This is a genomic window from Nocardia sp. CDC153, assembly GCF_035818515.1.
Taxonomy (GTDB): domain Bacteria; phylum Actinomycetota; class Actinomycetes; order Mycobacteriales; family Mycobacteriaceae; genus Nocardia.
This window is the reverse complement of the sequence record NZ_JAYKYU010000001.1, coordinates 1,286,391-1,308,614: the sequence shown is the minus strand read 5'-3', so window position 1 is coordinate 1,308,614 and position 22,224 is coordinate 1,286,391. Positions and strand designations below refer to the sequence as shown.

Here is a 22,224-nt window from a genome sequence, read left to right as displayed (position 1 = left end):
CCCGCCCCGCCGGACTAGGCGAGGCTGGCGGCCGGTTCCTTGCGGCGCAGGGTTTCTGGGGACAGGAGCCAGACGGCGGAGGCGGAGGCCAGGAGGGCGGCGGTGACGGTCAGGGCCACGCCGTAGGAGATGCGGTCGGCCAGCAGGCCGATGGCGTAGGGGCCGAGGAAGGTGCCCAGGTCGGCAGACATTTGGTAGCCGGCCAGGACGGGGCCGCCGCGACGGCCGGGGCCGATTATGTCGGCTACGGATGCCTGTAGTGCCGGGGAGAACATGCCGGAGCCGACGCCTGCCAGGCAGGAGGCGGCGAGGAGCCAGGGCAGGGTTGGGGACAGGCCGATGCCCGCGGTGCCGAGGGCGCAGATCAAGGTTCCGGCGATGAGGAAGGGCTTGCGGCCCAGTGTGTCCGACCAGCGGCCGGAGAGGAACAGGACCGAGGCGTTGCCCAGGGCGAAGGCGGTCAGGGCTACGCCCGCCAGGGCGGCGTCCTGTTTCAGGACTTCGACGACGATCAAGGGGACCAGGGCCATGCGGACGCCGAAAACGGCTGCGCCATTGCCGAAGTTGGCCCAGAGGGCGGCGCGGTAGGCGGGCTGAGCGAGGCCCTCGCGGAAGGTCATGGCGGCGGTGCCATTGGCCGCTTCGGGCAGGGCCAGGGGCGAATTGCGGAGGGCCGCATAGACGATCAGGCTGGCGATCAGCAGTGCCACACAGTAGATGACGAAGGGGGCGCGCAGGCCCAGGAACGACAGCGCGCCGCCGACCAGCGGGCCGCTGATCGATCCGATCAGGAAGCTGGTGGAGTACACACCGGACACCCGGCCGCGCTCGGCGGGCGGTGACATGCGGATCACCAGCCCCAGCGAGGACACCGTGAACATGGTCGACCCGATCCCACCGAGCGACCGCAAAACCAGCAGCTGCCAATAGCTTTGCGCCAGCGCGCACGCACCGGTCGAGACCGCCACGATCAGCAGCCCGGTCAAATACACCGGCCGCTCACCGAGCTTCTGCAACAGCCGTCCCGCCATCGGCGCGAAGATCAACCGCATCAACGCGAACGCGCTCACGATGAACGAGGCCGCGGCGACACCGACGTGAAAACTCCGCGCGAATTGCGGCAGCGCGGGCGCGACCAGACCGAATCCGATGGCGATCGTGAACGCCGACCCGACAAGAACCCAAATTTCCACCGGCAGCCGATGCCGCCCGGTCTGGCCATCATTCACTGGAAGTACCGGACAGCGCCTGCCCCACGATCTCTTCCGCCGCCGCCTGCACCTGCGCGAGATGCTCGGCCCCCTGGAACGACTCCGCGTAGATCTTGTACTTGTCCTCGGTCCCCGACGGCCGCGCGGCGAACCACGCGTTCTCGGTGGTGACCTTCACTCCGCCCAGCGCCGCGCCATTGCCGCGGGCGCGGGTCTGGATGCCGGTGATGGGTTCCCCGGCGATTTCGGTCGCGGTGATCATGTCCGGCGTCAACGCCGCGAGGCGCGCTTTCTGTTCCGCGGTCGCGTTCGCGTCGACGCGGGTGTAGGCGGGTGAGCCGTAGCGCTTTTCGAGTTCGGTGTAGCGGGTGGACGGGCTCTGCCCGGTGACGGCGGTGATCTCCGCGGCCAGCAGGGCGAGCAGAATGCCGTCCTTGTCGGTGGTCCACACGGTGCCGTCCATGCGCAGGAACGACGCACCCGCGGACTCCTCACCGCCGAAAGCCAGGCTGCCGCTGAACAATCCGGGCACGAACCATTTGAACCCGACCGGCACCTCGTACACGTCGCGGCCCAGCACCCCGACCACACGGTCGATCATCCCGGAGGTCACCACGGTCTTGCCGATCTTGGTCAGCGCGTCCCACCCCATCCGATTGGCGATCAGGTATTCGATCGCCACCGCCAGGTAGTGGTTCGGATTCATCAGTCCCGCATCGGGAGTCACGATGCCGTGCCGGTCCGCGTCGGCGTCGTTGCCGGTCGAGATGTCGTAATCGTCGCGAATCGCCACCAGCGAGGCCATGGCATAGCGCGAGGACGGATCCATCCGAATCCGCCCGTCGGAATCCAGGGTCATGAACCGCCAGGTCGGGTCCACGAACGGATTCACCACCTCGAGCTCGAGGTCGTAGCGCTGCCCGATCTCCTCCCAGTAGTCCACCGAGGCCCCGCCCATGGGGTCCGCGCCCAGCCGAATCCCAGCGCCCCGAATGGCGTCCAGGTTCAGCACGTTGGGTAGGTCCGAGATGTAGCGGTCCAGATAGTCGTAGCGCTCCACCTTGGTGGCCAGGGCGTGCGCGAGCGAGGTGCGCCGCACATCGGCGAGACCGGTTCGCAAGAGTTCGTTCGCCCGGGCGGCGATCGCATCGGTGGCGATGGTGTCGGCCGGACCCCCGTGCGGCGGGTTGTATTTGAAGCCGCCGTCGCGCGGCGGATTATGCGAGGGCGTCACCACGATGCCGTCGGCCTGATGCCGCGTCCCGCCCCGATTGTGCCGCAGCACAGCGTGACTCAGCGCGGGCGTCGGCGTGTACCGATCGCGCGAGTCGATGACCGCGGTGACGTCATTGGCGGCCAGCACCTCCAGCGCGGTGGTCCAGGCGGGTTCGGACAGCGCGTGCGTATCCCGCGCCAGATACACCGGCCCGGTAATCCCCCGGGAGGCACGGTATTCCACGATCGCCTGGGTGATGGCCAGGATGTGCGCCTCGTTGAACGCGCAGTCCAGACTCGACCCGCGATGCCCGGAGGTGCCGAAGGATACGAGTTGCTCGGGATCAGCCGGATCCGGAATTCGGCTGTAGTAGGCCGTCACCAAATGCGCGATGTCCTCGAGGTCCGTGGCCCGCGCCGGTCGTCCGGCTCGATCGTGGGCCATGCTCGCACCTCCCTTCCGTATCGCCTGTGCCCGGCTCGTCATGAGGATCACGGCCGCACCCGCTCCCCGAGATGAGCACCGATCACGACGTTCGCCACCGCATAGCTGTAAGCGCCCTCCTCGTCCGATCGAAACAGTGTGCCCAGAGGGAGAACACTATCGAATCGAGGGGCCACCGCGCGATCCACCAGATAACCGGGCACCGCCGTCACCGCCGGACCCCGTCGAAGACCTCCACCGGCGACAGCGCCACCGTCACCGAATCCAGCAGGTCCGCATTGCTTTCCACGAACGCGCGCAGGCGATCGGTGTCGTCGATGATCATCACCAGCACCGGCAGCCGCTCGGCCAGATCCAGCAGCCGCGCGGTGTGAATGTGGGAGGACACCCCGTACCCCTCCACGCCACGCCACACGCTCGCCCCGGCCAGTCCGGTATCCCGGGCGCGCCGCACGATCTCGTGGTAGCGGGGCCGATGCCGGTACAGGTCGTCCTCGCCCAGCAGCACCGTCAGCCGGGACGCCGGAACCCAGTGCCGAGTCTTCTCGCTCATCGCCTGCCCCCAATCGTCGTGCCGTTCGCCGATACCTGTCATAACGGTCCCCCCGAGGCACCCGAGTCCGCGGCCGATTCGGCCCGATTCGAGCAGTCTACGAACTTCCTGGCGCGGGTGGACACGCCTTACTAGTTAGCTAAATAGTTGCCATTCGGCGTGTTGCTGAGCCCGAACAACAGCCCGGAACTGCGAGGATAGTGCGGCTTGCCCGGTGTTGTCCCATCGGCCTCGAGGAGCCAAGTTGGCGGTGCGGCAGTCGATCAGAAAAATGCTGGTCCAGGGCTTCGGAATCGCCTCGGTACTGGTGGCCGTCATGGCCGCCGCACCCGCGGCCCACGCCGGGGCGATCTATCCCTTTCCGGACCCGGACGGGTTCTACTACGCCGCAGGCGATCTCGGCGGCGCCCAGAACGGCGACGTCCTCAATGCCCGACCGATGCCCAGCCCGTGGGCCGGTGCGACGGTGTGGCAGATCCTGTTCCGCTCCACGAATTCCGTCGGCGCGCCCATCGCCGCCGTGACCACCCTCATCTCCCCCGGCCCTGGGCCACGACCGCTGCTGTCGTATCAGCCGTTCGTGAATTCCCTGGGCATGCAATGCGCTCCGTCGCACAGCCTGTTCGACGGCAGCCTGAAGGAGGCCGCCGCCTTCCCGCTGCTGCTGGCCCGGGGCTGGGCGATCGCGGTGCCCGATCACCTCGGCCCCGACAGCGCCTACGGCGCGGCCCGCATGGGCGGGCAGATCACCCTGGACGGCATTCGCGCCGTGAAGCGTTTCGCCCCGGCGGGACTGGCCGATTCGCCGGTCGGTCTGGCCGGATACTCCGGCGGCGCGATGGCCACCGGTTTCGCGGCCGCCATCGCCCCCGACTACGCACCGGAGCTCCCCATCGTCGGTGTCGCCGAGGGCGGCGTCCCGGTGAACCCCGGCAAAATGGCCATCGAGGCGGGTGATTCGCCGCAGGCCCTGTTCGGACTCGGCTTCGCCGTGGCCGAGGGCATGGAACGCGAATACCCGGCCGAAATGCGACTCGACGACTCACTCACGCCGTTCGGCTTCTGGATGCGCGAGCGCATCGCGAATTCCTGTGTGGACGACATCATCTCGGTGGGCGCGAACCATCACATCAGCGAGGTCTTCCACGCGGGCGCGGAGAACGACCCGGTGCTGATCCGCACCTTCCACGAGAACGCGCTCGAGATCGTCCCCGAGCTCATCCACCAGCCGCTCTACGAATGGCACGGCGGCAACGACCAGGTGCCGCTGGATCTGGCCCTCTACACCGCGGGCCGCTACTGCGCCGCGGGCACCCCGGTCCAGTTCGACATCATTCCCGGCGCGGATCACGGCACCGCGATCTTCCCGGGCGCGATGAACGCCATGAACTACCTGTCCGACCGTTTCGCGGGCCTGGCCCCGCCGTCGAACTGCCGCTAGATCGCGGTAAGCCGAAAAAGAAGCGGCCCCTGCTCGTTTCGACGAGCAGGGGCCGCTTTCATGCCGAGACTCAGTGCGCGAGAACGGGTTCACCCTCGGCGGGCACGGGAACCTGGTTCGGCATGATCATCCCGGTGATCACCGCGCCGACCACGAAGATCGCGGCCGCCCACCAGAAGGTGGTGGTGTAGCTCTCGACCGCGGCGTGCGCCAGCACCGACGGCGACGGCGGAACGTGGTCGGACACATAGTTGTTGAAGGAGGTGGCGGCCAGCGTGCTCAGCAGCGCGGTGCCGATCGAACCGCCGACCTGCTGGCTGGTGTTCACCATGGCCGAGGCGACGCCGGCGTCCTCGTGGTCGATGCCGGAGGTCGCGCCGGTGAAGGCGGTGGACATCGCCATGCCCAGGCCCAGACCCATGAGAATCAGGCTGGGCAGGATGTGGCTGGCGTAGCCGGTGTCGACGCCGATACGGGTCAGCAGCACCATTCCCAGTGTGGCGAGCAGGAATCCGGACACCACGGTCACCTTCGGACCCACCCGCGGAATGAGCAGCGCGGGCACCGTGGTCGAGGAGGCGATCATGCCCGCGACCATCGGCAGGAAGGCCACGCCGGTGCGAATCGGCGAGTACCCCAACTGCTGCTGCATGTAGTAGGTGAGGAACAGGAACATGGCGAACATGCCGATGCCGATGGTGAACACGGTGACGTAGGACGCGCCGCGGGTCTTGTCCAGCACCACGCGCAGCGGCAGCAGCGGATGCGCGACCCGCTGTTCCAGCCACGCGAACACGCCCAGCAGCACCACGCCGCCGATCAGGAAGGCCAACGTCACGCCATTGGTCCAGCCGTCGGATTCGGCGTGCGAGAAGCCGTACACGATGGCGAACAACGCGGCGGTCACGGTCAGCGTGCCCGGCAGATCCAGCTTGGGCCGGTGCGCACTGGTGTGCTTGGCCAGCAACAGAACCGCGCCGACCAACGCGATGGCCGCGAAGACCAGGTTCACGTACATGACCCAACGCCACGAGGCCCACTCGGTCAGCGCACCACCGAGCAACAGCCCCAAAGCGCCACCGGCACCGGCGATCGCACCGAAAATACCGAAAGCCTTTGCGCGCTCGGCCACCTCGGTGAAGGTGACGGTCAGCAGCGACAACGCGGCCGGTGCCAGCAGCGCCGCGAACACGCCCTGCGCCACCCGGGACCCGACCAGCACCTCGAAGTTCCCGGCCGCACCGCCGACCGCCGACGCGACGGCGAACCCGACCAGTCCGGTAATGAACGTCGTCCGCCGTCCGAACAGATCCGACAGCCGCCCGCCCAGCAGCAGCAAACTGCCGAAGGCCAGCGCGTACCCCGTGATCACCCACTGCCGATCCCCATTGGAGAATCCGAGATCGGCCTGCGCGTGCGGCAGCGCGATGTTCACGACGGTCGCGTCCAGCACGACCATGAGCTGGGCGACGCCGAGCACGGCGAGCACCCACCAGCGCATGGCGTGCGAGCCACGCCGCGCGGCGGGGGCCCGCGCCGCCACGTCTTTCTCGAGAGCTGTTGTCATGGTGTTTTCCTCGTCCCCTAGGATTAACGGAGATAGCGCCTCCGGTTACTGGCTCAAAGCTACCAGACAAAACGGAGACTCAGTCTCCGGATAATCCCGATTCCTGTTAGGATTGGCCTGTGAATCACGTCACCACCGCGCCACCACCTCGGCGTCTGCGCGCGGACGCCGCCCGCAATCAGCAGCGCATCATCGCGGCCGCCCGCGAGCTGTTCGCCGACCGCGGCCTGGAGGTCACGCTCGACGATGTCGCCGAACGCGCCGGAGTCGGCGTCGGCACGGTCTACCGCCGCTTCGCCAACAAGCAGGAGCTCATCTCCGAGGTCTTCGACCACATGGTCACCGAACTGGCCGGGGCCGTGGACACCGCGCTGCACCATCCGGATCCGTGGCAGGGCCTGGTCGATCTGTTCGAGTACTCCTGCCGCCACATCGCGGTCAATCGCGGCTTCGGCGAGGTCATTCTCGAACTGCACGACAGCATGGACCGTTTCGTGTGCATGAAGGACCGCATCCGGCCCGGCATGCAGGCGGTCATCCAGCGCGCCAAGGACGCGGGGGCGCTGCAGCCCGATGTCGAGACGGGCGACTTCTTCGCCATGGTGAACATGGTCGACGGCATCGCCGGATTCGCCCGCCCGGTCAATCCCGATGTCTGGGAGCGCTACATGGCGCTGATTCTCAATGGCGTCCGCGGCGACGGCGTCCCGCGCATGCCGCTCACGCAACCGCCCTTGACCGAGGACGAGGTGGAACGGGCCAAGGCCGCGGCGTGCCCACCGCGCAAACGGTAGCGGACATCACACTCGCGGTTTAAAGTTGGTCGCATGACCAACTCTTGGGTGAACTGGGCCGGGGATCAGCGCTGCACCCCGGCAGCCATCGCCGAACCGAGCTCGCCCGAGGACGTCGCGGCAGTACTCGCACAGGCCGAGGCGAACGGACACACCGTCCGGGTCGCCGGATCCGGCCATTCCTTCACCGAGACCGTGCTCACCGACGGCACGCTGCTGCGGTTGAACAAGCTGGACAAGGTCCTGCACGTGGACCGCGCGAGCGGTCTGGTCCGCGTCGAGGCGGGTCGCACGCTCAATGCCACCAGCACCGCCCTGCACCCGCTGGGTCTGGCCTTCCCCAATCTCGGTGATATCGACGTGCAGTCGATCGCGGGCGCGACCGCCACCGGCACCCACGGCACCGGCTCCAAGCTGCAGAACCTCTCGGCCGCACTGCAATCGGTCGAACTCGTGCTGGCCGACGGCAGCCGGGTCGAACTCGACGAGCAGAGCGACCACGACGGCTGGCGCGCGGCACGGGTCAACGTGGGCGCGCTCGGCGTGGTCACCGCGGTCACCCTCCAGATGGTCCCGTCGTTCGTGCTCGAGGGCGTCGAGCGCCCGCTGCCGGTCGAGGACGTGCTGGCCGATCTCGATACCTACGTCGACGGCAACGAGCACTTCGAGTTCTACATGTTCGCCCACAGCCCGCTGGCGATGACCAAGTGCAACAACACCGTCGACCTCCCCGAGCAACCGCGCGGCAAGGCCGTGGACTGGTTCTCGGACATCCTGGTGACCAACTACGCCTTCGACGCACTGTGCCGCCTGACCCGCCGCCGCCCGAGCCTGATCCCGACCGTCCAGCGCGCCGCCGCCTACGCGGGCAGCTACCGCCGCCAGGTCGAGCGCTCCTACCGAGTCTTCGCCAGCCCCCGCCTGTTCCGCTTCACCGAGATGGAATACGCGCTGCCGCGCGAACATTCGGCCGCCGCGATCCGCGAGATCCGCGAGGTGGCGGCGCACTTCGAGACCGTGATGCCGATCGAGGTGCGCTGGGTCGCCCCCGACGACGCCTTCCTGTCCCCCGCGGGCGGGCGCGAGACCTGCTACATCGCCGTGCACCAGTACCAGGGGATGGAGTACGAGCCGTATTTCCGCGCCTGCGAAGCGGTCTTCGACCGCTACCACGGCCGCCCGCACTGGGGTAAGCGGCACTTCCAGACCGCCGAGACGCTGCGCGGACGCTATCCGGAGTGGGATCGGTTCGCCGAGGTCCGCCGCCGGTTCGATCCGAAGGGCCGGTTCACGAACGCCTATATCGAACGCGTACTTGGACCGGTGAACTGAAACAGTATTAGTATCGGTTGCTGAAAGATCGCTGTAACTGCCCGAGCGTGACCAACGTAGGGAGGTTCCGATGTCTTCTTTCGGCGACAGGATGAACGAGGCCGGCGACCAGGCGAAAGCCGCCGCCCAGGACATGGGCGACAAGGCGCGCGACGCCGCCGACAAGGCCGGTGACGATGTACGCGGCGCGATGGACGATGTGAAGGAGCGCCTCGAACACGCCGGTGAGGACGTGAAGGAGAAGGTCGGCGGCCTCCTCGGCAAGGTCAAGGAGAAACTCGGCGGCGGATCGAAGTAGGGGATCCGCGAGATGCCGACGAATGACAGTTTCGGCGACAGCACCGACCGGCTGGCCGAACGGGCCAGCGGGGCCGCCGCCGAACTCGCCGACCGGGCGCAGAACGCGGCCGCCGATCTCGCCGATATGGCGAAGGCATTCGCCGACAAGATCACTCCCGAGGATCTCCAGGGCACCCTGGAACAGGTGCGGGCCAATCTCGACCACGCCGCGCAAGATGTGCTCGCCGCGGTCAACGAGATCGTCACGGCCCTGAAGAACAGGACCGGCAAATAACGACGACACCCGATCACCATCGAATGGCCGTCGCGCCGCGGGTCTTCTGGCCCGCGGCCGTCGTCGTGGCCGCGTTCACGGTGTACGCCATCGTGTTCCGCGATACGGCCGCTCGGCAGGCGAAGGCCCTGCAGGACAATGTGATCGGCGGATTCGGCTGGTACTACATCGTGATCGTGAGCCTGTTCGTGGTGTTCGCGATCTGGTTGGGGCTGGGTCGCTTCGGCGGCATCACCCTCGGCGAGGATGGCGAGAAGGCCGAATACTCCCTCGGCGCTTGGCTTTCCATGCTGTTCGCGGCGGGCATGGGCATCGGCCTGGTGTTCTGGGGCGTGGCCGAACCGCTGTTCCACTACGAGGACCCGCGGCCGGGTGTCGGCACGACACCGGCGCAGCGCGCGGATTCGGCCATGGTGCAGACGTTTCTGCACTGGGGCGTCCACCCGTGGGCCATCTACGTGGTGGTCGGGCTGGCCATCGCGTACTCGATCCATCGCAAGGGTCGCCCGGTCTCCATCCGCTGGTCGCTGGAATCGCTTGTGGGCGACCGCATTCGGGGCTGGCGCGGGGACGTCATCGACGTCGTCGCGGTGATCGGCACCGTTTTCGGTGTGGCCACCTCGCTGGGGCTGGGCGTGCTGCAGATCTCGGCCGGGCTGAATTACCAAGGCTGGCTGCACGAACCGGGCAAGGGCCCGCAGGTGGTGCTGATCGTGGCGGTCACCGCGCTGGCCACGATCTCGGTGGTGACCGGCGTGGACAAGGGCATCAAGCTGCTCTCCCAGGCGAACATGGGCGTGGCCGGAACGCTGCTGCTCTACGTCCTGATCGCCGGGCCGACCCTGTTCATCGTCAACGACCTGGTGCAGAACATCGGCCAATACATCCAGACCCTGCCGAAGATCAGCCTCTACACCGGCGCGACCGAGGGCGCGGACGGCACCGCGTGGACGCGGCAGTGGACCGTCTTCTACTGGGGCTGGTGGATCTCGTGGGCGCCGTTCGTCGGCGTGTTCATCGCGCGCATCTCGCGCGGCCGCACCGTGCGCGAGTTCGTGGCTGGTGTGCTGCTGGTCCCGACCCTGCTGACCTTCGTCTGGTTCGCCGTGTTCGGCGGTGCGGGCCTGCATCGCGAAATGTTCGGCGGCGGTGGACTTGTCGGCCCGGACGGACCCGACCGCGACAGCGCGCTGTTCGCCCTGCTCAACACCCTGCCCGGCGGCTCGATCACGGCCGGCCTGGCGATCCTGGTGATCGTGTTGTTCTTCGTCACATCCGCGGACTCGGGGGCATTGGTGATCAACATGCTGTCCTCGGGCGGCAATCCGGAACCCCCGACCTGGAGTCGGGCCTTCTGGACCTGCGCGCAGGGCGCGGTAGCGGTGGCATTGCTGGTGGCCAGTGGCACCGGCACGTCGGCGCTCACGACGCTGCAGACGGTGGCCATTCTCATAGCTCTACCGTTCAGTCTCGTCATGCTCGCCATGTGCGTCGCATTGGTGCGAACCCTGCGCGCCGAAGCCCCTTAGACTCGTTCGGAACATTACGAATACGTCTCGGATTGGATCTTCGCGCGTCATGCTCAAGGGTTTCAAGAACTTCCTGATGAGGGGCAATGTCATCGACCTGGCGGTGGCCGTCGTGATCGGCGCGGCCTTCACCGCCATCGTCACCTCGGTGACCAAGGGGGTCATCGAACCGCTGCTCGCGACGCTGGGCGGCAATAAGGAATACGGTTTCGGCGTCCAGCTGATCGCCGACAAGCCAGCCACTTTCATCGCGCTCGGCCCGATCATCAGCGCCATCGTCAACTTCGTGTGCGTCGCGGCGGTCCTGTACTTCGTGCTCATCCTGCCGATGAACACGATCAAGAAGCGCTTCGCCAAGCCCACCGAGGTCAAGGCCGATCCGACCGAGTTGGAATTGCTCACCGAGATTCGTGATTTGCTGGCCAAGCAGAACGCGGACAAGTAGGACAAACTCCCGAGTAGGCTTAGCCAGGTTGTTGCCAATGGCCTGATTCGTCGCGCACTCGAGGAGCTGACCGTGCAGAACCAGGTGGCCCCGGCCCTCGCCAGTCGCTGGGCCATGCTCGCCGTGCTGTGCGCGAGCCTGCTGCTGGTGGCGATGGACGCGACCATCCTGAACGTCGCGCTCCCCTCGCTCATCGACTCCATGGAACCCAGTCCCATGGAACAGCTTTGGATCGTGGACCTCTACGGCCTGGTGCTCGGCGGCCTGCTCATCACCTGCGGCGCGATCAGCGACCGCTACGGCCGCAAGCGACTGTTCCTGGCCGGATTCCTCCTCTTCGGCCTCGCCTCGATCGTGGCGGCCACCGCCACCGCGCCCGCCCAGTTGATCGCGGGCCGGGCGTTGCTGGGCGTCGGCGGCGCCATGGTCATGCCGTCCACGCTGAGCCTGATCCGCAATATCTTCACCGACGACAAGGAACGCACCCTGGCCATCGGCATCTGGGCGTCGGTGGCCGGTGCGGGCGCGGCCATCGGCCCGCTGGTCGGTGGGCATCTGGTCGAGGCGTTCGGCTGGTCGGCGGCGTTCTGGCTGAACGTGCCGGTGGTCGTCGTCACCGTGGCGGCCGGACTGTGGCTGCTCCCGGAATACCGGGCACCCCAACAGGGCAGCGGCCTGGACTGGACCAGCGCGGTGGTCTCGGTATTGGGCATCGTGGCCCTGGCCTGGGGCATCAAGCATGTGGCCAAAGGCAATCCGGCCGCGATCGATCTGGTGATCCTTGTCGCCGCGTTCGTGCTGCTGGGTCTGTTCGCCTACCGACAACTGCGATCGCCGGACCCGCTGCTGGATGTCCGGCTCTTCACCAACCGCGCCTTCACCGCCGCGGCCCTGGCCACCCTGCTCGCCATGCTCGCCATCGGCGCGGCCCTGTTCCTGATCTCCTTGTGGCTGCAATACATTCACGGCTACACGCCCTCGCAGGCCGGTGTGCGCACCCTGCCCGCGGCCATCGCCACCCTGTTCGGCTCGCTGGCCACGCCGTGGCTCATGCAGCGCGTGGGCGTGCGCTTCCTGATGGGCTTCGCCCTGGGCGCGCTGGCCATCGGTTTCGCGGTGCTGGCGGCGGTGCCCGACACCACCTACCCGCTCGTGGCGCTGATCCTGGTCTGCCTCGGCATCGGTGACGGCATCGCCATCACCACCGCCGCCGCGGTCATGGTGGCCGCGGTCCCGCCCGAGCGCGCGGGTCAGGCGGGCGCGGTCGAGGAGACCAATTACGAGCTGGGCATCGGCCTGGGCGTGGCATTGCTGGGCAGCATTCACGGCCGCCTGTTCACCAGCCACATGACCGGATTGCCGCTGCAGGGCGACGATCTCGCCGACGCGCGGGGCTCGGTGGGCGGCGCGGCCCACGTGGCCCAGCAGATCGGCGGGCCGACCGGCGATCAGGTGCTGTCCATCGCCCAGCACGCCTACGACGCCGCGCTGACCACCACCTCCTGGATCTCGACCGCCATGGTGGGCACGGTCGCGGTGCTCACCGTGATCCTGGTCCCGCGCGGCTTCAAGGCGACCGCCGCACACTGAATTCGCTTATGCCAGAGACATTTTCAGCTGCGCCAGACCGGAGCGGATGCGCGCCTTGACCGCGGGCAACCCGATCCCCAACCGCGCCGCCACCTGCGCGTACGTGAGCCCCCCGTAGAACGCGAGCACCACCGATTCCCGCTGATACGGTGTGAGAGCGGCCAATCCGTTGCGAATGGCCCGTTCGTCCTGACGCCGCAGAATCTCCTCGGCCACCACATCGGTGGCGGGACGGTAATCGCAGACGCCCCAACGATGTTCGTGACCGGCCGCACTGCACTCGCGGCGCACGCGATCCACGGCCTGATGATGGGCCAGGGTGGTCAGCCACGTCAGCGCGTTGCCGCGGGCCGGGTCGAAGCCGGATGCGCTGCGCCAGACCTGGAGATACACCTCGTGACAGGTCTCCTCCGCATATCCGGTGTCGCACACGATGTTCAGGACGCGGGAGTAGATGAGCCCGCGGGTACGGCGGTAGAGGTCCTCGTAGGCGGCCCGGTCACCCTCGGCGATCCGGCGGACGAGCTGGTCGAATTCACTACCTCGCCGGGCACGGCGAGCGGAGATATGGGCAGGCGAATAATGCGGTGCACGTGAGGAATTCACGATTGCCCCCAGATCGACGAATATCGAGCATAGAATTGCCGTTAAATGAACGAGCCGTCGAGTGCTGGGACGGTCGCCATGCGCACGGAAACCGGCCGGGGACAGGGGCTTTCGGTTCCGCCAGCTGTCCAGGTTACTCCTGATTCACGAATGAAAACTCACAAGTACTCATATTCGCAAACCCAGCTCGACGATCCCGTGCGCGACGGCGTGCACGGTGACGCGATTTCTCCGGGCGTGGGCTCGAATCAGTTGGAAGGCCGCGTCCGGGGTGGTGCGGTGGGCATGGGCGATCACGCCCTTCGCCTGTTCCACCACGATGCGAGTGGTCAGCGCGTGTTGGAGCTGTTCGGTCATCCGCTGCTGGCGCTGCACCAGATTCGCGGTGACGATGTGGCCGGTCGCCATGCCCGCCAGCAGGGTGGCCACCGACAGATCCTTGCCGGTCCAGTGACGAGGATCACGCGAATACAGGCTCAGCACACCGGCTTCGGTCTCGTCGAGCCGCATGGGGATGGCCGCGACCGACGAGATGCGGTGCTGCCCGGCCAGACTCGTGTACTCCGGCCACATGTCGCCGTAGCCTTCGATATTCGTGACGGTCACCGCGGCGCCGCAGTCGTGCGCGACCACGCCGGGACCACGGGCGTAATCGCGTTGGCAGACCTCGAGATCCAGGAGGTTCTCGGGAATCCCGCCGAAAAGATCCGACCGGTTGGCTTGCAATTCGGGCGACAATGCCACCGTCACGCCGCCCGGTTCCAGCACATCGATGGCACTGCGCATCAGCTCGTCCAGAATGTGCGACAGCTCGTGAGCGGCCGGGAGCAGCCGCGCGAACCTCGCCAATACCGACACCAGCAACTCACTGTCGGACACCGCCATCACCCCGCATCGGCGGACCTGCGGAGTCCGCCACGTAAGTTTCCCGTGCCGCCCTTGTCGTTCAGCTCATGGTATTTGCCGGACCGGGCGTGTCGGAACAGTTGCGCTCATTCGGCCTCGAACCGCACATCGCGTTCGACCACCCGCCGCGCCACCTCGACGAGGGAGAGCCCGTGGGTGAAGGCGTATCCGCGCAGGCGGGCATAGGCGTCGGCGATCTCGATGCCCAGCTGGGCGCTGGTCATGCCCGCCGCCTGATGAATCCAGCGGCTGGACAACGGCTGTGCCCACTGCCGGGCCTCGTCGCCGGACGCCAGGACCAGACTGGCGGTCACCAGATCCGCGATGTGCAATGCCGCCGACAGCAGCCGCGGCCCGGGCCGCCCCATCGTCTCGCGGTACAGATCCACCGCACCGAGCCGAATCGAGCCCAGCCGCAAGGGCACCGCGAACATCGACCCGGACAGCGGCGCGGCGGCCAGCGCCTCCGCGAAGCCGGGCCAGTGTTCGCAGTCCGCGCGCAGATCGGTGACCACCACGGGCACACCGTCGACCACGGCCGTGACCGCGGGCCCCTCCCCCGCGGTGGCCTGCGCCAACTCCACTTGCTCGGCGAATTCGTCACTGGCACACCAGGGTTGCATGCCCGCGTCGCGTTCCTCCAGCACGATGGCGGCCCGGGTCACCGGCAGCACGCGCACGCACGCGGTGCACACCGCCCCGAGACCGCCACCGGCATCGCGCACTGCGCGCAGGAACTGTCCCGTCAGCTGATCGAACTGCGACGAAGCCATCACCATCGAACCGCCCCACAATCATCGCCCGGCGATGAGTTATTCGGTGCCCGGGGCCAGTATCTCCGTCACAGCTCGACAACGAACAGGGCCGAAAGTCACTGTGGGTGGCCGGGTTCCACCACGTGCGGCACGCCGAGCCGGTAGAGCCCGCGCAGATCGTAGGTGTGGGTCGCGATCGCGCCGAGCAGCAAACCGAAGGTCAACCCGAACAGCGTCATCCAAATGCCCGTGCTCAGACCGGCTTCCAGATGCCCGTCGAAGAACAGAATGGCGCGCACCGACAGATAGATCTGATGCATCGGCTCGAAGCTGGACAGCGCGGCGATCCACCGCGGAATCGCCTCGACCGGAATGGAACCCGACGACGAGGGCAGGCCCAGCACCACGAACACGACCATATTGACCAGCAGGCCCATGGTGCCGAAGGCGGCGAGTACCGACAGACCGGTCACCGAGACCGCGATGATGGCCAGTGTGCCATAGAGGAACAGCGGCAGCGGTTGATCGATCGGCATCCTGAACAGCGTCGCGATGCCCATGAACATGCCCGACAGCACCGGCGCGGTGACCGCGGCGATGGCCCACTTGGACAACAGGGTGCGCCAACGGCTGATGGACTGCGGCTCCGGGGCGCGGAACCACGGACCGTATTCGGCCGGAAGGTAACCCAGCACATTGTCGATCATGGAGTGGATGATCATCGCGCCACTGAAACCCGCGAACAGCAGGACGAGTGTGTAGAAGAAGGCCGAAAGCCCCTGCCCGGTGCCCGCGGGCAGCGGCCGATACGGGCTGACCACCACGTCGATGGGCTTGGCCAGTTGCAGCCTTGCGGCACCGGTCAACTCGGTGTTCACCTTCGCCTTGACCTGATCGGTCAACTGCGCACCCACGGTCGAATTCACCTGCGCCATGGCCCGATCGGTGACGCGCTGCATGATCGAGGAGGCGTAGGTGCCCGCGCGCGGATTGGTCTGCACGGTAATGGTCGGCCGCTCGATATCCCCCGGCACCACCGAGGCCGCCGCGAGAATCGACAGCCGCTTGGTGAAGTCCCCGGGAATGATGATCGCGCCGTAGACCTGGCCATTGCTCAGCTGCTGGCGGGCGTCGTTGATGCCGACCCGCCGCAGATCGATCTTCTCGCTCGGAATCTTCTGACTCAGCGCGTCGGCGATCTGATCGCCGATATTGACCGTCTTGCCGTCCATGACGTCGCCGACGTCCTGATTGACCAGGGCGACCGGGAAATCGTGCAGGTTCTTCTCCGGATCGGAGGTGTACCCGAGGTACATGGTGCCGATCAGCGCCGCGAGCAGGGTCAGCACCACCATCGGGCCGATCCAACCGCGCAGGGGAACGCTGGTCGGCGCACTCGTTTTCACCATGCGAACGAATGTAGGCAGCGACAACAAAGTAGTCAACGCCAACATAGCGAAGTGTGTCCGATATCCTGCTCTCACCATGCGCTCCTACCACCACGGTGACTTGCGCGCCGAACTCCTCCGCCGCGCCGAACAGACACTGAGCCGCTCCGGTGTCGACGGCCTGTCGCTGCGGCAACTCGCCCGCGACACCGGCGTCAGCCACGCCGCGCCCAGCCGCCACTTCCGCGACAAGCAGGCCCTGCTCGACGCGCTCACCGTCGCCGGTTTCGAGCGCCTGGGCGCTGGCTTCGAGCAGGCCGCAGCCACCGGCACCTTCCTCGAGCGCATGCGCGCCATGGCCGAGACCTACCTGCACTTCGCCATCGACAATCCGGCCCTGCTGGCGCTCATGTTCGCGCGCAAGAACAGTCCCACCCCCGCCATCGGCGAGGCCGCCGCCCGCGCCTTCACCGTCCCCATCGAAATGGTTGCCGACGGCCAGCAGCACGGCGAGGTGGTGCCCGGCGACCCGCGCCGCATCTGCCTGTCGGCGGTCGCCGCCCTGCACGGCCTGGCCGCCATTCTCGGCTCCGGCCTGGTCGATTCCGAGGAGGCCGACAGCCTTTTCGACGAGATGGTCACCCACATGCTCGACGGTTTGCGTCCACGTCGCTGAGTCGGCCGTAACCTTTCAGGCGTGACGATCGAGAAACGACAGTGACGATCGAAGGCAGGCAGTACGGCGGACGCGCCGTGACCGAACGAAAAGCCGAGCGGCGACAGCGATTCCTCGACGCCGCCATCCAGATTTTCGGCGAGCGTGGCTACGCCAACTGTTCGCTCGCCGACGTGTGCGCCGCCGCCGGACTATCCAAACGCCAGTTCTACGAGGAGTTCCAAACCCGCGAGGACGTCCTGGTCGCCGCCTACGACCAGATCCAGGACCAGTCCGCCGCGGCCCTGGCCAGCGCCCTGAGCGAGATGGGCCCCGACCCCGACCCGACCGAGACGGTCACCACGGTGCTGTCGGCCTTCCTGGACTCGGTGGGCTCGGACCCGTTCCGCGCCAAGGTCGCCTTCGTCGAGGTGGTCGGCGTGAGCGAACGCATGGAACAACACCGCCGCGAACGCCGCCACGCCTGGGTCGACATCATTCGTCTCGCACTGCAACCCCTCGCCGGTCCGAACGCCGCCATCCGCGGCAATCCGGATCTCGCGGGCAGCGCGCTGATCGGCGCGGTCAACGGCCTGGCCCACGAATGGCTGCTGTCGGATCCCCGGCCCCCGGTGAGCGACCTGGTGGATCTGCTGGTGCCCATGGCGGTTTCACTCATCGTCCGCGATCAGGTATGACCGAGGACGACCGGCGCTGGCCCGATCCGCACGCCACCGAAACCGTGCGGAAGTTCCTGCGCCGCCATCGACGGGCCGTGGACACCATCCTGACCTCGGCCCGACTGGACGGCCTGAACGAACTCGCCGACGCCGCAGCGGAATACGCGGCCGCGCCGGAGGGCCCGTGCAGCCCGGAGGCGGCCGCGGTGATCTTCGCCATCGCGCAGCACGCGGCGGTGGCGTATCGCACCGGGGCGCAACGGGAAAGGGAGTTCATCGACCGGTTCGTCGACAGCTGGATGATCGAGCACGGGCACGATTTCGTGACCGCTGTCGCAGAGGCGAGGCGCGGGGTTCGGGTGGAGGACCCCGACCCCCGGGCGGGACGGATGACACCGTGGCTGCGCTTGGCCGCGGCGGACGAGGATGCCTCGGCCGTAGACGAGGCCCTGGCCCGACGAGTTCGGGACCGACTCGGCGTGGTGGACGAGGAAGGCGCGTCCCGCGTCGTCACCGAGCCGAAATCCATTACCACCGACCAGATTCGGCGGTTCGAGGCGGCCATGGTGGATGGGCGGCGCTGGCGGGCGGCGGCGCATCGGCGAGTGGTCCTCGAGGATCCGGCGCTGGGTCAACTGGCGCGGCGCCTGGTGTGGGCGCGGTTCGACGACCGCGGTACGGTGGTCGGGACCTTTCGGATCGAGGCCGATCGATCGCTCATCGATGTCGCGGGCGGACCGGTCGAGTTGCCCGACGATGCGCTGCTGGGCATCGCCCACCCGATTCATCTGGGCGATTCGATCGACGCCTGGCGTAACAGCCTCGCCGACAACCGATTACGCCAGCCCTTCGAACAGCTGACCCGACCGACCTACGCTCTCACCGCGGCGGAGTCGGAGTCGACCATCCTGCACCGCTTCACCGATCGGCAGGTGCGCACCGACCGCTTGTTCGCGCTCCAGGAACTCGGCTGGGAGGTCACCCGCGAAGCCCTGTATCGCCGCTTCTCTCCGACTCGCGAAGTGACCGTCGCCCTCGATCCCGGCCTCGAGGGCGGTTACCGCTATGAGCCCGACCGGCAACGCATCCTGTCGGTGGAACTCCGCGGCGGCACCTTCGGCGTTCTCGACGCCGTCACCGCCTCGGAGCTGATCCTTCAGCTGGAGCGGCTGGCGGCGTGACGCCCCGCCCGGCGGCCGAAGAACGATCCGGACCCGAGCTGGGTGCCGCTCGAATAGCCCTTGCCGTCCTGTGCGAGGGTCGAGGAGGTGGCACCGGCCGCGTACAGCCCCGCAATCGGTGACCCGTTGTCGCGCAACACCTCTCCATCGACCGACGTCCGCAGGCCACCGAGCGTGAATCCCGCGTACAGCGCCTTACCCAGCGTCAGATCGAACGCCGCCCACGGCCCCTGATCCTGCGGCTCCAGCCATTCGGCGGCCTTGTGGAATTCAGGATCCTCTCCGCGCGCCGAGTGCTCGTTGTAGCTGTCCAACGTGGATCGCAGTGCCTCATAAGGTATTCCGAGCGCGTCAGCCATCTCCTCGACCGTCTCCCACCCGTCGATGAACGGTGCCAGTGGAAACATCGGCCGTTCCATATGCTCGGCATCCACGATCAGATAGGCCACCGCCCCGGGCTGCTCCAGCACGAAGGCCGACGTCCGCGCGTGATACGAATCCTCGGCCACGAACCGTTCCCCCTTGCGGTTCACAATGATTCCCGTCAACAGCTTCGACGGCGGGTACACCGGCGCGGTCACGAACGCCTGATCCATCATCCGCGTGGCCGCCCCCGCCGACACCCCCAGCCGAATCCCGAGCCCGTCATCGAACGGTGTCCCGAGCACGAACGGCTTTTCGGTCAGCCACGGGACGTGCTCGGCCACCATCTCCGAGTTCATCACAAACCCACCGGCCGCCAAGACGACCGATTTCGCCCGCACCACACCGGTTTTACCGAGATTCTTCCAACCGACGCCCACCACGGTGCCGTCCGCATCGGCCACCAGATTGATCGCCCCCGTCTCGTACCGCACCTCGACACCGAGCGTCGCCGCCCGCTTCACCAAGAGATCGATGATCATGGCCGCCCCCTGGGTATCCCCCGGCACCGGCACCTTGTGTCCACGCGGCGCCGGAGTCGCCTGTTCCCGATAGGGCCAAACCTTTTCGTTGCCGGTGTACATCAGCCCCTGTGTCCCCGGCTGAATCACCGCCTTCTCCGGGTAGTAACTACGCTCGAACTCGAACCCGAGACTCTCCAACCAGTCGAAATGCGACACGCTGCCGTCACAGTAGGCGCGAATCTTCTCGGGCTCCGGATCCCGCGCCACCGCGAGCAGATACTTGTACATCTCCTCGGCCGAATCCTGGTGCCCCGTAGCGTTTTGCACGGCCGTCCCGCCCCCGAGGTAGAAGTGCCCACCCGCCAACGCGGTGGTGCCACCCGCAACCCCCGCCCGCTCCAACACCAATACCCGAGCCCCCTGCGAGGCCGCCTCCACCGCCGCACACCCGCCCGCGATCCCGAACCCGACGACCACCACGTCGACCTCATCGGACCACGCGGTAATCGAGTCCGCCGCAAGGATTTCCGGTATCACTGTGCTCACTGTGCATCCTTCTTGATCTGCTCGAAGAACAGCCGCATGTTCGGCCCGATCTCCGCGAGTTCGACGAACGGCACCCCCGACGCCGCCCCGTCCAGATAGGCGAACCGCATCTGCCCACCCATATCGCCCTGCTGCACCACGTCGATCCCCTGCGCCGCAGCATCTTTCAGCGCAGCGTCGAAGTCCGGCGGTTCCAGACAGATGTGATGCAGCCCCGGCCCGCCGCGCTCGAGAAACTCGGTATAGATCGACGCCCCGCGCACAGGCTGAATGAGTTCGAGCTGGGTGTCCCCGCTGTAGCACAACGAGATGTGCGCCGTGAAATCCGCGGGCTCACCCCGATACACGGTGCTTTCGGGCCCGAACCGCACATCCGGCATCCGCATCCAACGACGCGCCCCCAGCACGGTCGTCAGGAACTTCTCGCCCGCCGCAATGTCCTCGACCACCCAGGCGATCTGAGTAACGGGCCCGCCCGCCACGCTCATGCTGTCCACCCAGGCAGTTAATCACAATCGCTTAAATTGGCAAGCCCTATGCTTCGTCCGGATCCGGGTCACTCGGCGACGACCACCCCTTGTTGCTCACCCCGTAGAACGTCGAGACCAGCAGGTACAACACCAAGGCCGTGATCGGCGACAGGAACCCGATACCAATGGTGACCGCGTAAACGAGAATCCCCGGCCAGGCCCGCCACCGCTCCCGCCGCGCGTAGTCCACCCCCAGCCCCGGCTTCAACATCTCCGGCCGCTGCTCCAGCCTGCGCCACATGGGAGCCCACGGAATCGTCATGATCACTCCCACGATCCCGTACAGAGCCACCGCCACGACGGCGTCACGCCGAGTCCCGTGCACCACATTGTCCGCGACCACGATCGTCGGAAACGGAACGAGCGAAACACCCAGCAGCAGCATCAGATTCCACCACCGCAGCACGTGGTCGATGCGCCGCAGCCGCCCGAAGAAGGTGTGGTGGTTCATCCACACCACGCCGATGGTCATGAACGAGGCCAGATACGCCAGATACGTCGGCCAGATGTGTCCCAGTTCCTGCAACAAATGCCCCGGCTCATGCGGGGGCACTTGGATATTCAAAATCAAAAGGGTGATGGCAATCGCCATCACCCCGTCGCTGAACGCTTCTACTCGAGCGGTTCCCGTCAATGTGCCGTTCGGAACCGAACCCTCACTCATGCACCGCAGCGTAGCCCCGCTGGCTGGCAGCGGCCTCGGATCGCCTGGCCCACTTGATGGTTTGCACCGTGATCATCATCAGGGTGGCGGTGACACCGATCATCAGCACGCTGGACAGCCACGCCATGGTGTGGATGGGCAGCCGGTAGGCGAGCACCACGCGCACCACGGACTCCCCGATCATGCCCACGCCCCACATGGCCGCGATCCGATTGTGAACCCGCCGAACCATGGGAATGTTGTCGAACTTGTACTCCATCTCGGCCAGCTTCTGCGGCGACCCCGAAAACGCCTTGCGAGCGGCGATATAGGTGAGCGGCTTCCCGACGAGCGCGCTGACCGTGAAGGCGACCCCGATGACCGCGGTGGTCAGCGAGTCCCGCACGATCATCATCCGAGCATCGCCACTGATCAGCGAGCTGGCGATACCGAACACGAACCCACCCAGCACCAGCGCCGACATGACGTCGATCCGCCGGGCCCGAACCACCTCGACCAGCACCATGGCCCCCGACACCAGCCCGCCCGCCAACAGCGCGGTGAAGTCGGAGTACCCGGCCCAGTGCAGGATGTAGTACGCCCCCAGCGGCACCGCGATATCGCGGATGGTCGGCGCGAGCATGCGCAGCAGATTCGGACGAGTCTCCGCCCCCTGCGGCGTGTTCACAGTGTTGGTGTGGTCGGCCATTTCGGAACTCCTGTAATCGGTCTGATCGCTACAGGAATGACG

At 67.0% G+C, this 22,224-nt stretch carries 23 protein-coding genes; 11 read left to right on the top strand and 12 right to left on the bottom strand.

Annotated elements, in window-relative coordinates; all coding sequences use genetic code 11:
- Positions 1 to 14 precede the first annotated feature (14 nt).
- From VMT65_RS05960 to VMT65_RS05950, 3 genes are all read right to left on the bottom strand, one after another.
- Positions 15 to 1,229: an MFS transporter gene (locus tag VMT65_RS05960; RefSeq protein ID WP_326306890.1), complete on the bottom strand. Its 1,215-nt coding sequence runs from the start codon at positions 1,227 to 1,229 to the stop codon at positions 15 to 17.
- Positions 1,222 to 2,871, bottom strand: a complete 1,650-nt coding sequence (gene pgm, locus VMT65_RS05955; RefSeq protein WP_326306889.1) for a phosphoglucomutase (alpha-D-glucose-1,6-bisphosphate-dependent) — start codon at positions 2,869 to 2,871, stop codon at positions 1,222 to 1,224. Before pgm ends, VMT65_RS05960 begins: the two co-directional genes overlap by 8 nt.
- Positions 2,872 to 3,079: 208 nt before the next feature.
- Positions 3,080 to 3,424 carry a DUF190 domain-containing protein gene (locus VMT65_RS05950; protein WP_326306888.1) on the bottom strand — a complete coding sequence of 115 codons (345 nt, stop codon included), beginning with the start codon at positions 3,422 to 3,424 and terminating at the stop codon, positions 3,080 to 3,082.
- 271 nt (positions 3,425 to 3,695) lie between these two features.
- On the opposite strand from VMT65_RS05950, the gene VMT65_RS05945 reads away from it, so the two are divergent.
- Complete coding sequence (locus tag VMT65_RS05945; protein ID WP_442790198.1) at positions 3,696 to 4,865, top strand: lipase family protein; 1,170 nt, start codon at positions 3,696 to 3,698, stop codon at positions 4,863 to 4,865.
- A gap of 70 nt (positions 4,866 to 4,935) precedes the next feature.
- On the opposite strand, the gene VMT65_RS05940 is transcribed toward VMT65_RS05945, so the two are convergent.
- Entirely contained in the window at positions 4,936 to 6,432 is a 1,497-nt protein-coding gene (locus tag VMT65_RS05940) for an MFS transporter (protein ID WP_326306887.1), read from the bottom strand.
- A 119-nt stretch (positions 6,433 to 6,551) separates the two neighbouring features.
- Between VMT65_RS05940 and VMT65_RS05935 the strand changes: the two genes are divergently transcribed.
- From VMT65_RS05935 to VMT65_RS05905, 7 genes are all read left to right on the top strand, one after another.
- Entirely contained in the window at positions 6,552 to 7,226 is a 675-nt protein-coding gene (locus VMT65_RS05935; protein ID WP_326306886.1) for a TetR/AcrR family transcriptional regulator, read from the top strand.
- 33 nt (positions 7,227 to 7,259) lie between these two features.
- Positions 7,260 to 8,558, top strand: a complete 1,299-nt coding sequence (locus VMT65_RS05930) for a D-arabinono-1,4-lactone oxidase (protein WP_326306885.1) — start codon at positions 7,260 to 7,262, stop codon at positions 8,556 to 8,558.
- A 70-nt stretch (positions 8,559 to 8,628) separates the two neighbouring features.
- Positions 8,629 to 8,856, top strand: coding sequence for a CsbD family protein (locus VMT65_RS05925; protein WP_326306884.1), 228 nt, complete (start codon positions 8,629 to 8,631; stop codon positions 8,854 to 8,856).
- A gap of 12 nt (positions 8,857 to 8,868) precedes the next feature.
- Positions 8,869 to 9,132, top strand: coding sequence for a hypothetical protein (locus VMT65_RS05920; RefSeq protein ID WP_326306883.1), 264 nt, complete (start codon positions 8,869 to 8,871; stop codon positions 9,130 to 9,132).
- A 23-nt stretch (positions 9,133 to 9,155) separates the two neighbouring features.
- Complete coding sequence (locus VMT65_RS05915) at positions 9,156 to 10,661, top strand: BCCT family transporter (RefSeq protein ID WP_326306882.1); 1,506 nt, start codon at positions 9,156 to 9,158, stop codon at positions 10,659 to 10,661.
- 49 nt (positions 10,662 to 10,710) lie between these two features.
- Positions 10,711 to 11,106, top strand: coding sequence for a large conductance mechanosensitive channel protein MscL (mscL, locus tag VMT65_RS05910; protein ID WP_326306881.1), 396 nt, complete (start codon positions 10,711 to 10,713; stop codon positions 11,104 to 11,106).
- Between the two features lie 72 nt (positions 11,107 to 11,178).
- A complete protein-coding gene (locus VMT65_RS05905) occupies positions 11,179 to 12,696 on the top strand; it encodes an MFS transporter (protein ID WP_326306880.1) in 1,518 nt (505 codons plus the stop codon).
- Positions 12,697 to 12,702: 6 nt separating this feature from the next.
- On the opposite strand, the gene VMT65_RS05900 is transcribed toward VMT65_RS05905, so the two are convergent.
- From VMT65_RS05900 to VMT65_RS05885, 4 genes are all read right to left on the bottom strand, one after another.
- Positions 12,703 to 13,302: a sigma-70 family RNA polymerase sigma factor gene (locus VMT65_RS05900; RefSeq protein ID WP_326306879.1), complete on the bottom strand. Its 600-nt coding sequence runs from the start codon at positions 13,300 to 13,302 to the stop codon at positions 12,703 to 12,705.
- Between the two features lie 168 nt (positions 13,303 to 13,470).
- Complete coding sequence (locus VMT65_RS05895) at positions 13,471 to 14,181, bottom strand: GAF and ANTAR domain-containing protein (RefSeq protein ID WP_326306878.1); 711 nt, start codon at positions 14,179 to 14,181, stop codon at positions 13,471 to 13,473.
- Positions 14,182 to 14,294: 113 nt separating this feature from the next.
- Complete coding sequence (locus VMT65_RS05890) at positions 14,295 to 14,981, bottom strand: ANTAR domain-containing protein (protein WP_326306877.1); 687 nt, start codon at positions 14,979 to 14,981, stop codon at positions 14,295 to 14,297.
- A 98-nt stretch (positions 14,982 to 15,079) separates the two neighbouring features.
- Positions 15,080 to 16,372 carry a YhgE/Pip domain-containing protein gene (locus tag VMT65_RS05885; RefSeq protein ID WP_326306876.1) on the bottom strand — a complete coding sequence of 431 codons (1,293 nt, stop codon included), beginning with the start codon at positions 16,370 to 16,372 and terminating at the stop codon, positions 15,080 to 15,082.
- A 76-nt stretch (positions 16,373 to 16,448) separates the two neighbouring features.
- Between VMT65_RS05885 and VMT65_RS05880 the strand changes: the two genes are divergently transcribed.
- The 3 genes from VMT65_RS05880 to VMT65_RS05870 all read left to right on the top strand — a co-directional run bounded on the left by VMT65_RS05880 (position 16,449) and on the right by VMT65_RS05870 (position 18,867).
- Positions 16,449 to 17,027 (top strand): TetR/AcrR family transcriptional regulator, encoded by a 579-nt coding sequence (locus VMT65_RS05880; protein ID WP_326306875.1) that lies wholly within the window; start codon positions 16,449 to 16,451, stop codon positions 17,025 to 17,027.
- A 77-nt stretch (positions 17,028 to 17,104) separates the two neighbouring features.
- A complete protein-coding gene (locus VMT65_RS05875) occupies positions 17,105 to 17,704 on the top strand; it encodes a TetR/AcrR family transcriptional regulator (RefSeq protein WP_326306874.1) in 600 nt (199 codons plus the stop codon).
- Entirely contained in the window at positions 17,701 to 18,867 is a 1,167-nt protein-coding gene (locus tag VMT65_RS05870) for a DUF4132 domain-containing protein (protein WP_326306873.1), read from the top strand. Before VMT65_RS05875 ends, VMT65_RS05870 begins: the two co-directional genes overlap by 4 nt.
- Here the strand turns inward: VMT65_RS05870 and VMT65_RS05865 are convergent.
- From VMT65_RS05865 to VMT65_RS05850, 4 genes are read right to left on the bottom strand one after another with little or no spacing between them, the layout of a single operon-like run.
- Entirely contained in the window at positions 18,843 to 20,300 is a 1,458-nt protein-coding gene (locus VMT65_RS05865) for an FAD-binding protein (RefSeq protein ID WP_326306872.1), read from the bottom strand. The genes VMT65_RS05870 and VMT65_RS05865 overlap by 25 nt on opposite strands.
- A complete protein-coding gene (locus VMT65_RS05860; RefSeq protein ID WP_326307459.1) occupies positions 20,297 to 20,788 on the bottom strand; it encodes a VOC family protein in 492 nt (163 codons plus the stop codon). Before VMT65_RS05860 ends, VMT65_RS05865 begins: the two co-directional genes overlap by 4 nt.
- Positions 20,789 to 20,834: 46 nt before the next feature.
- Positions 20,835 to 21,494, bottom strand: coding sequence for a TMEM175 family protein (locus VMT65_RS05855; RefSeq protein ID WP_326306871.1), 660 nt, complete (start codon positions 21,492 to 21,494; stop codon positions 20,835 to 20,837).
- On the bottom strand, positions 21,487 to 22,182 hold the full coding sequence (locus VMT65_RS05850; protein WP_326306870.1) for a VC0807 family protein: 696 nt from the start codon (positions 22,180 to 22,182) through the stop codon (positions 21,487 to 21,489). Before VMT65_RS05850 ends, VMT65_RS05855 begins: the two co-directional genes overlap by 8 nt.
- Positions 22,183 to 22,224: the final 42 nt, after the last annotated feature.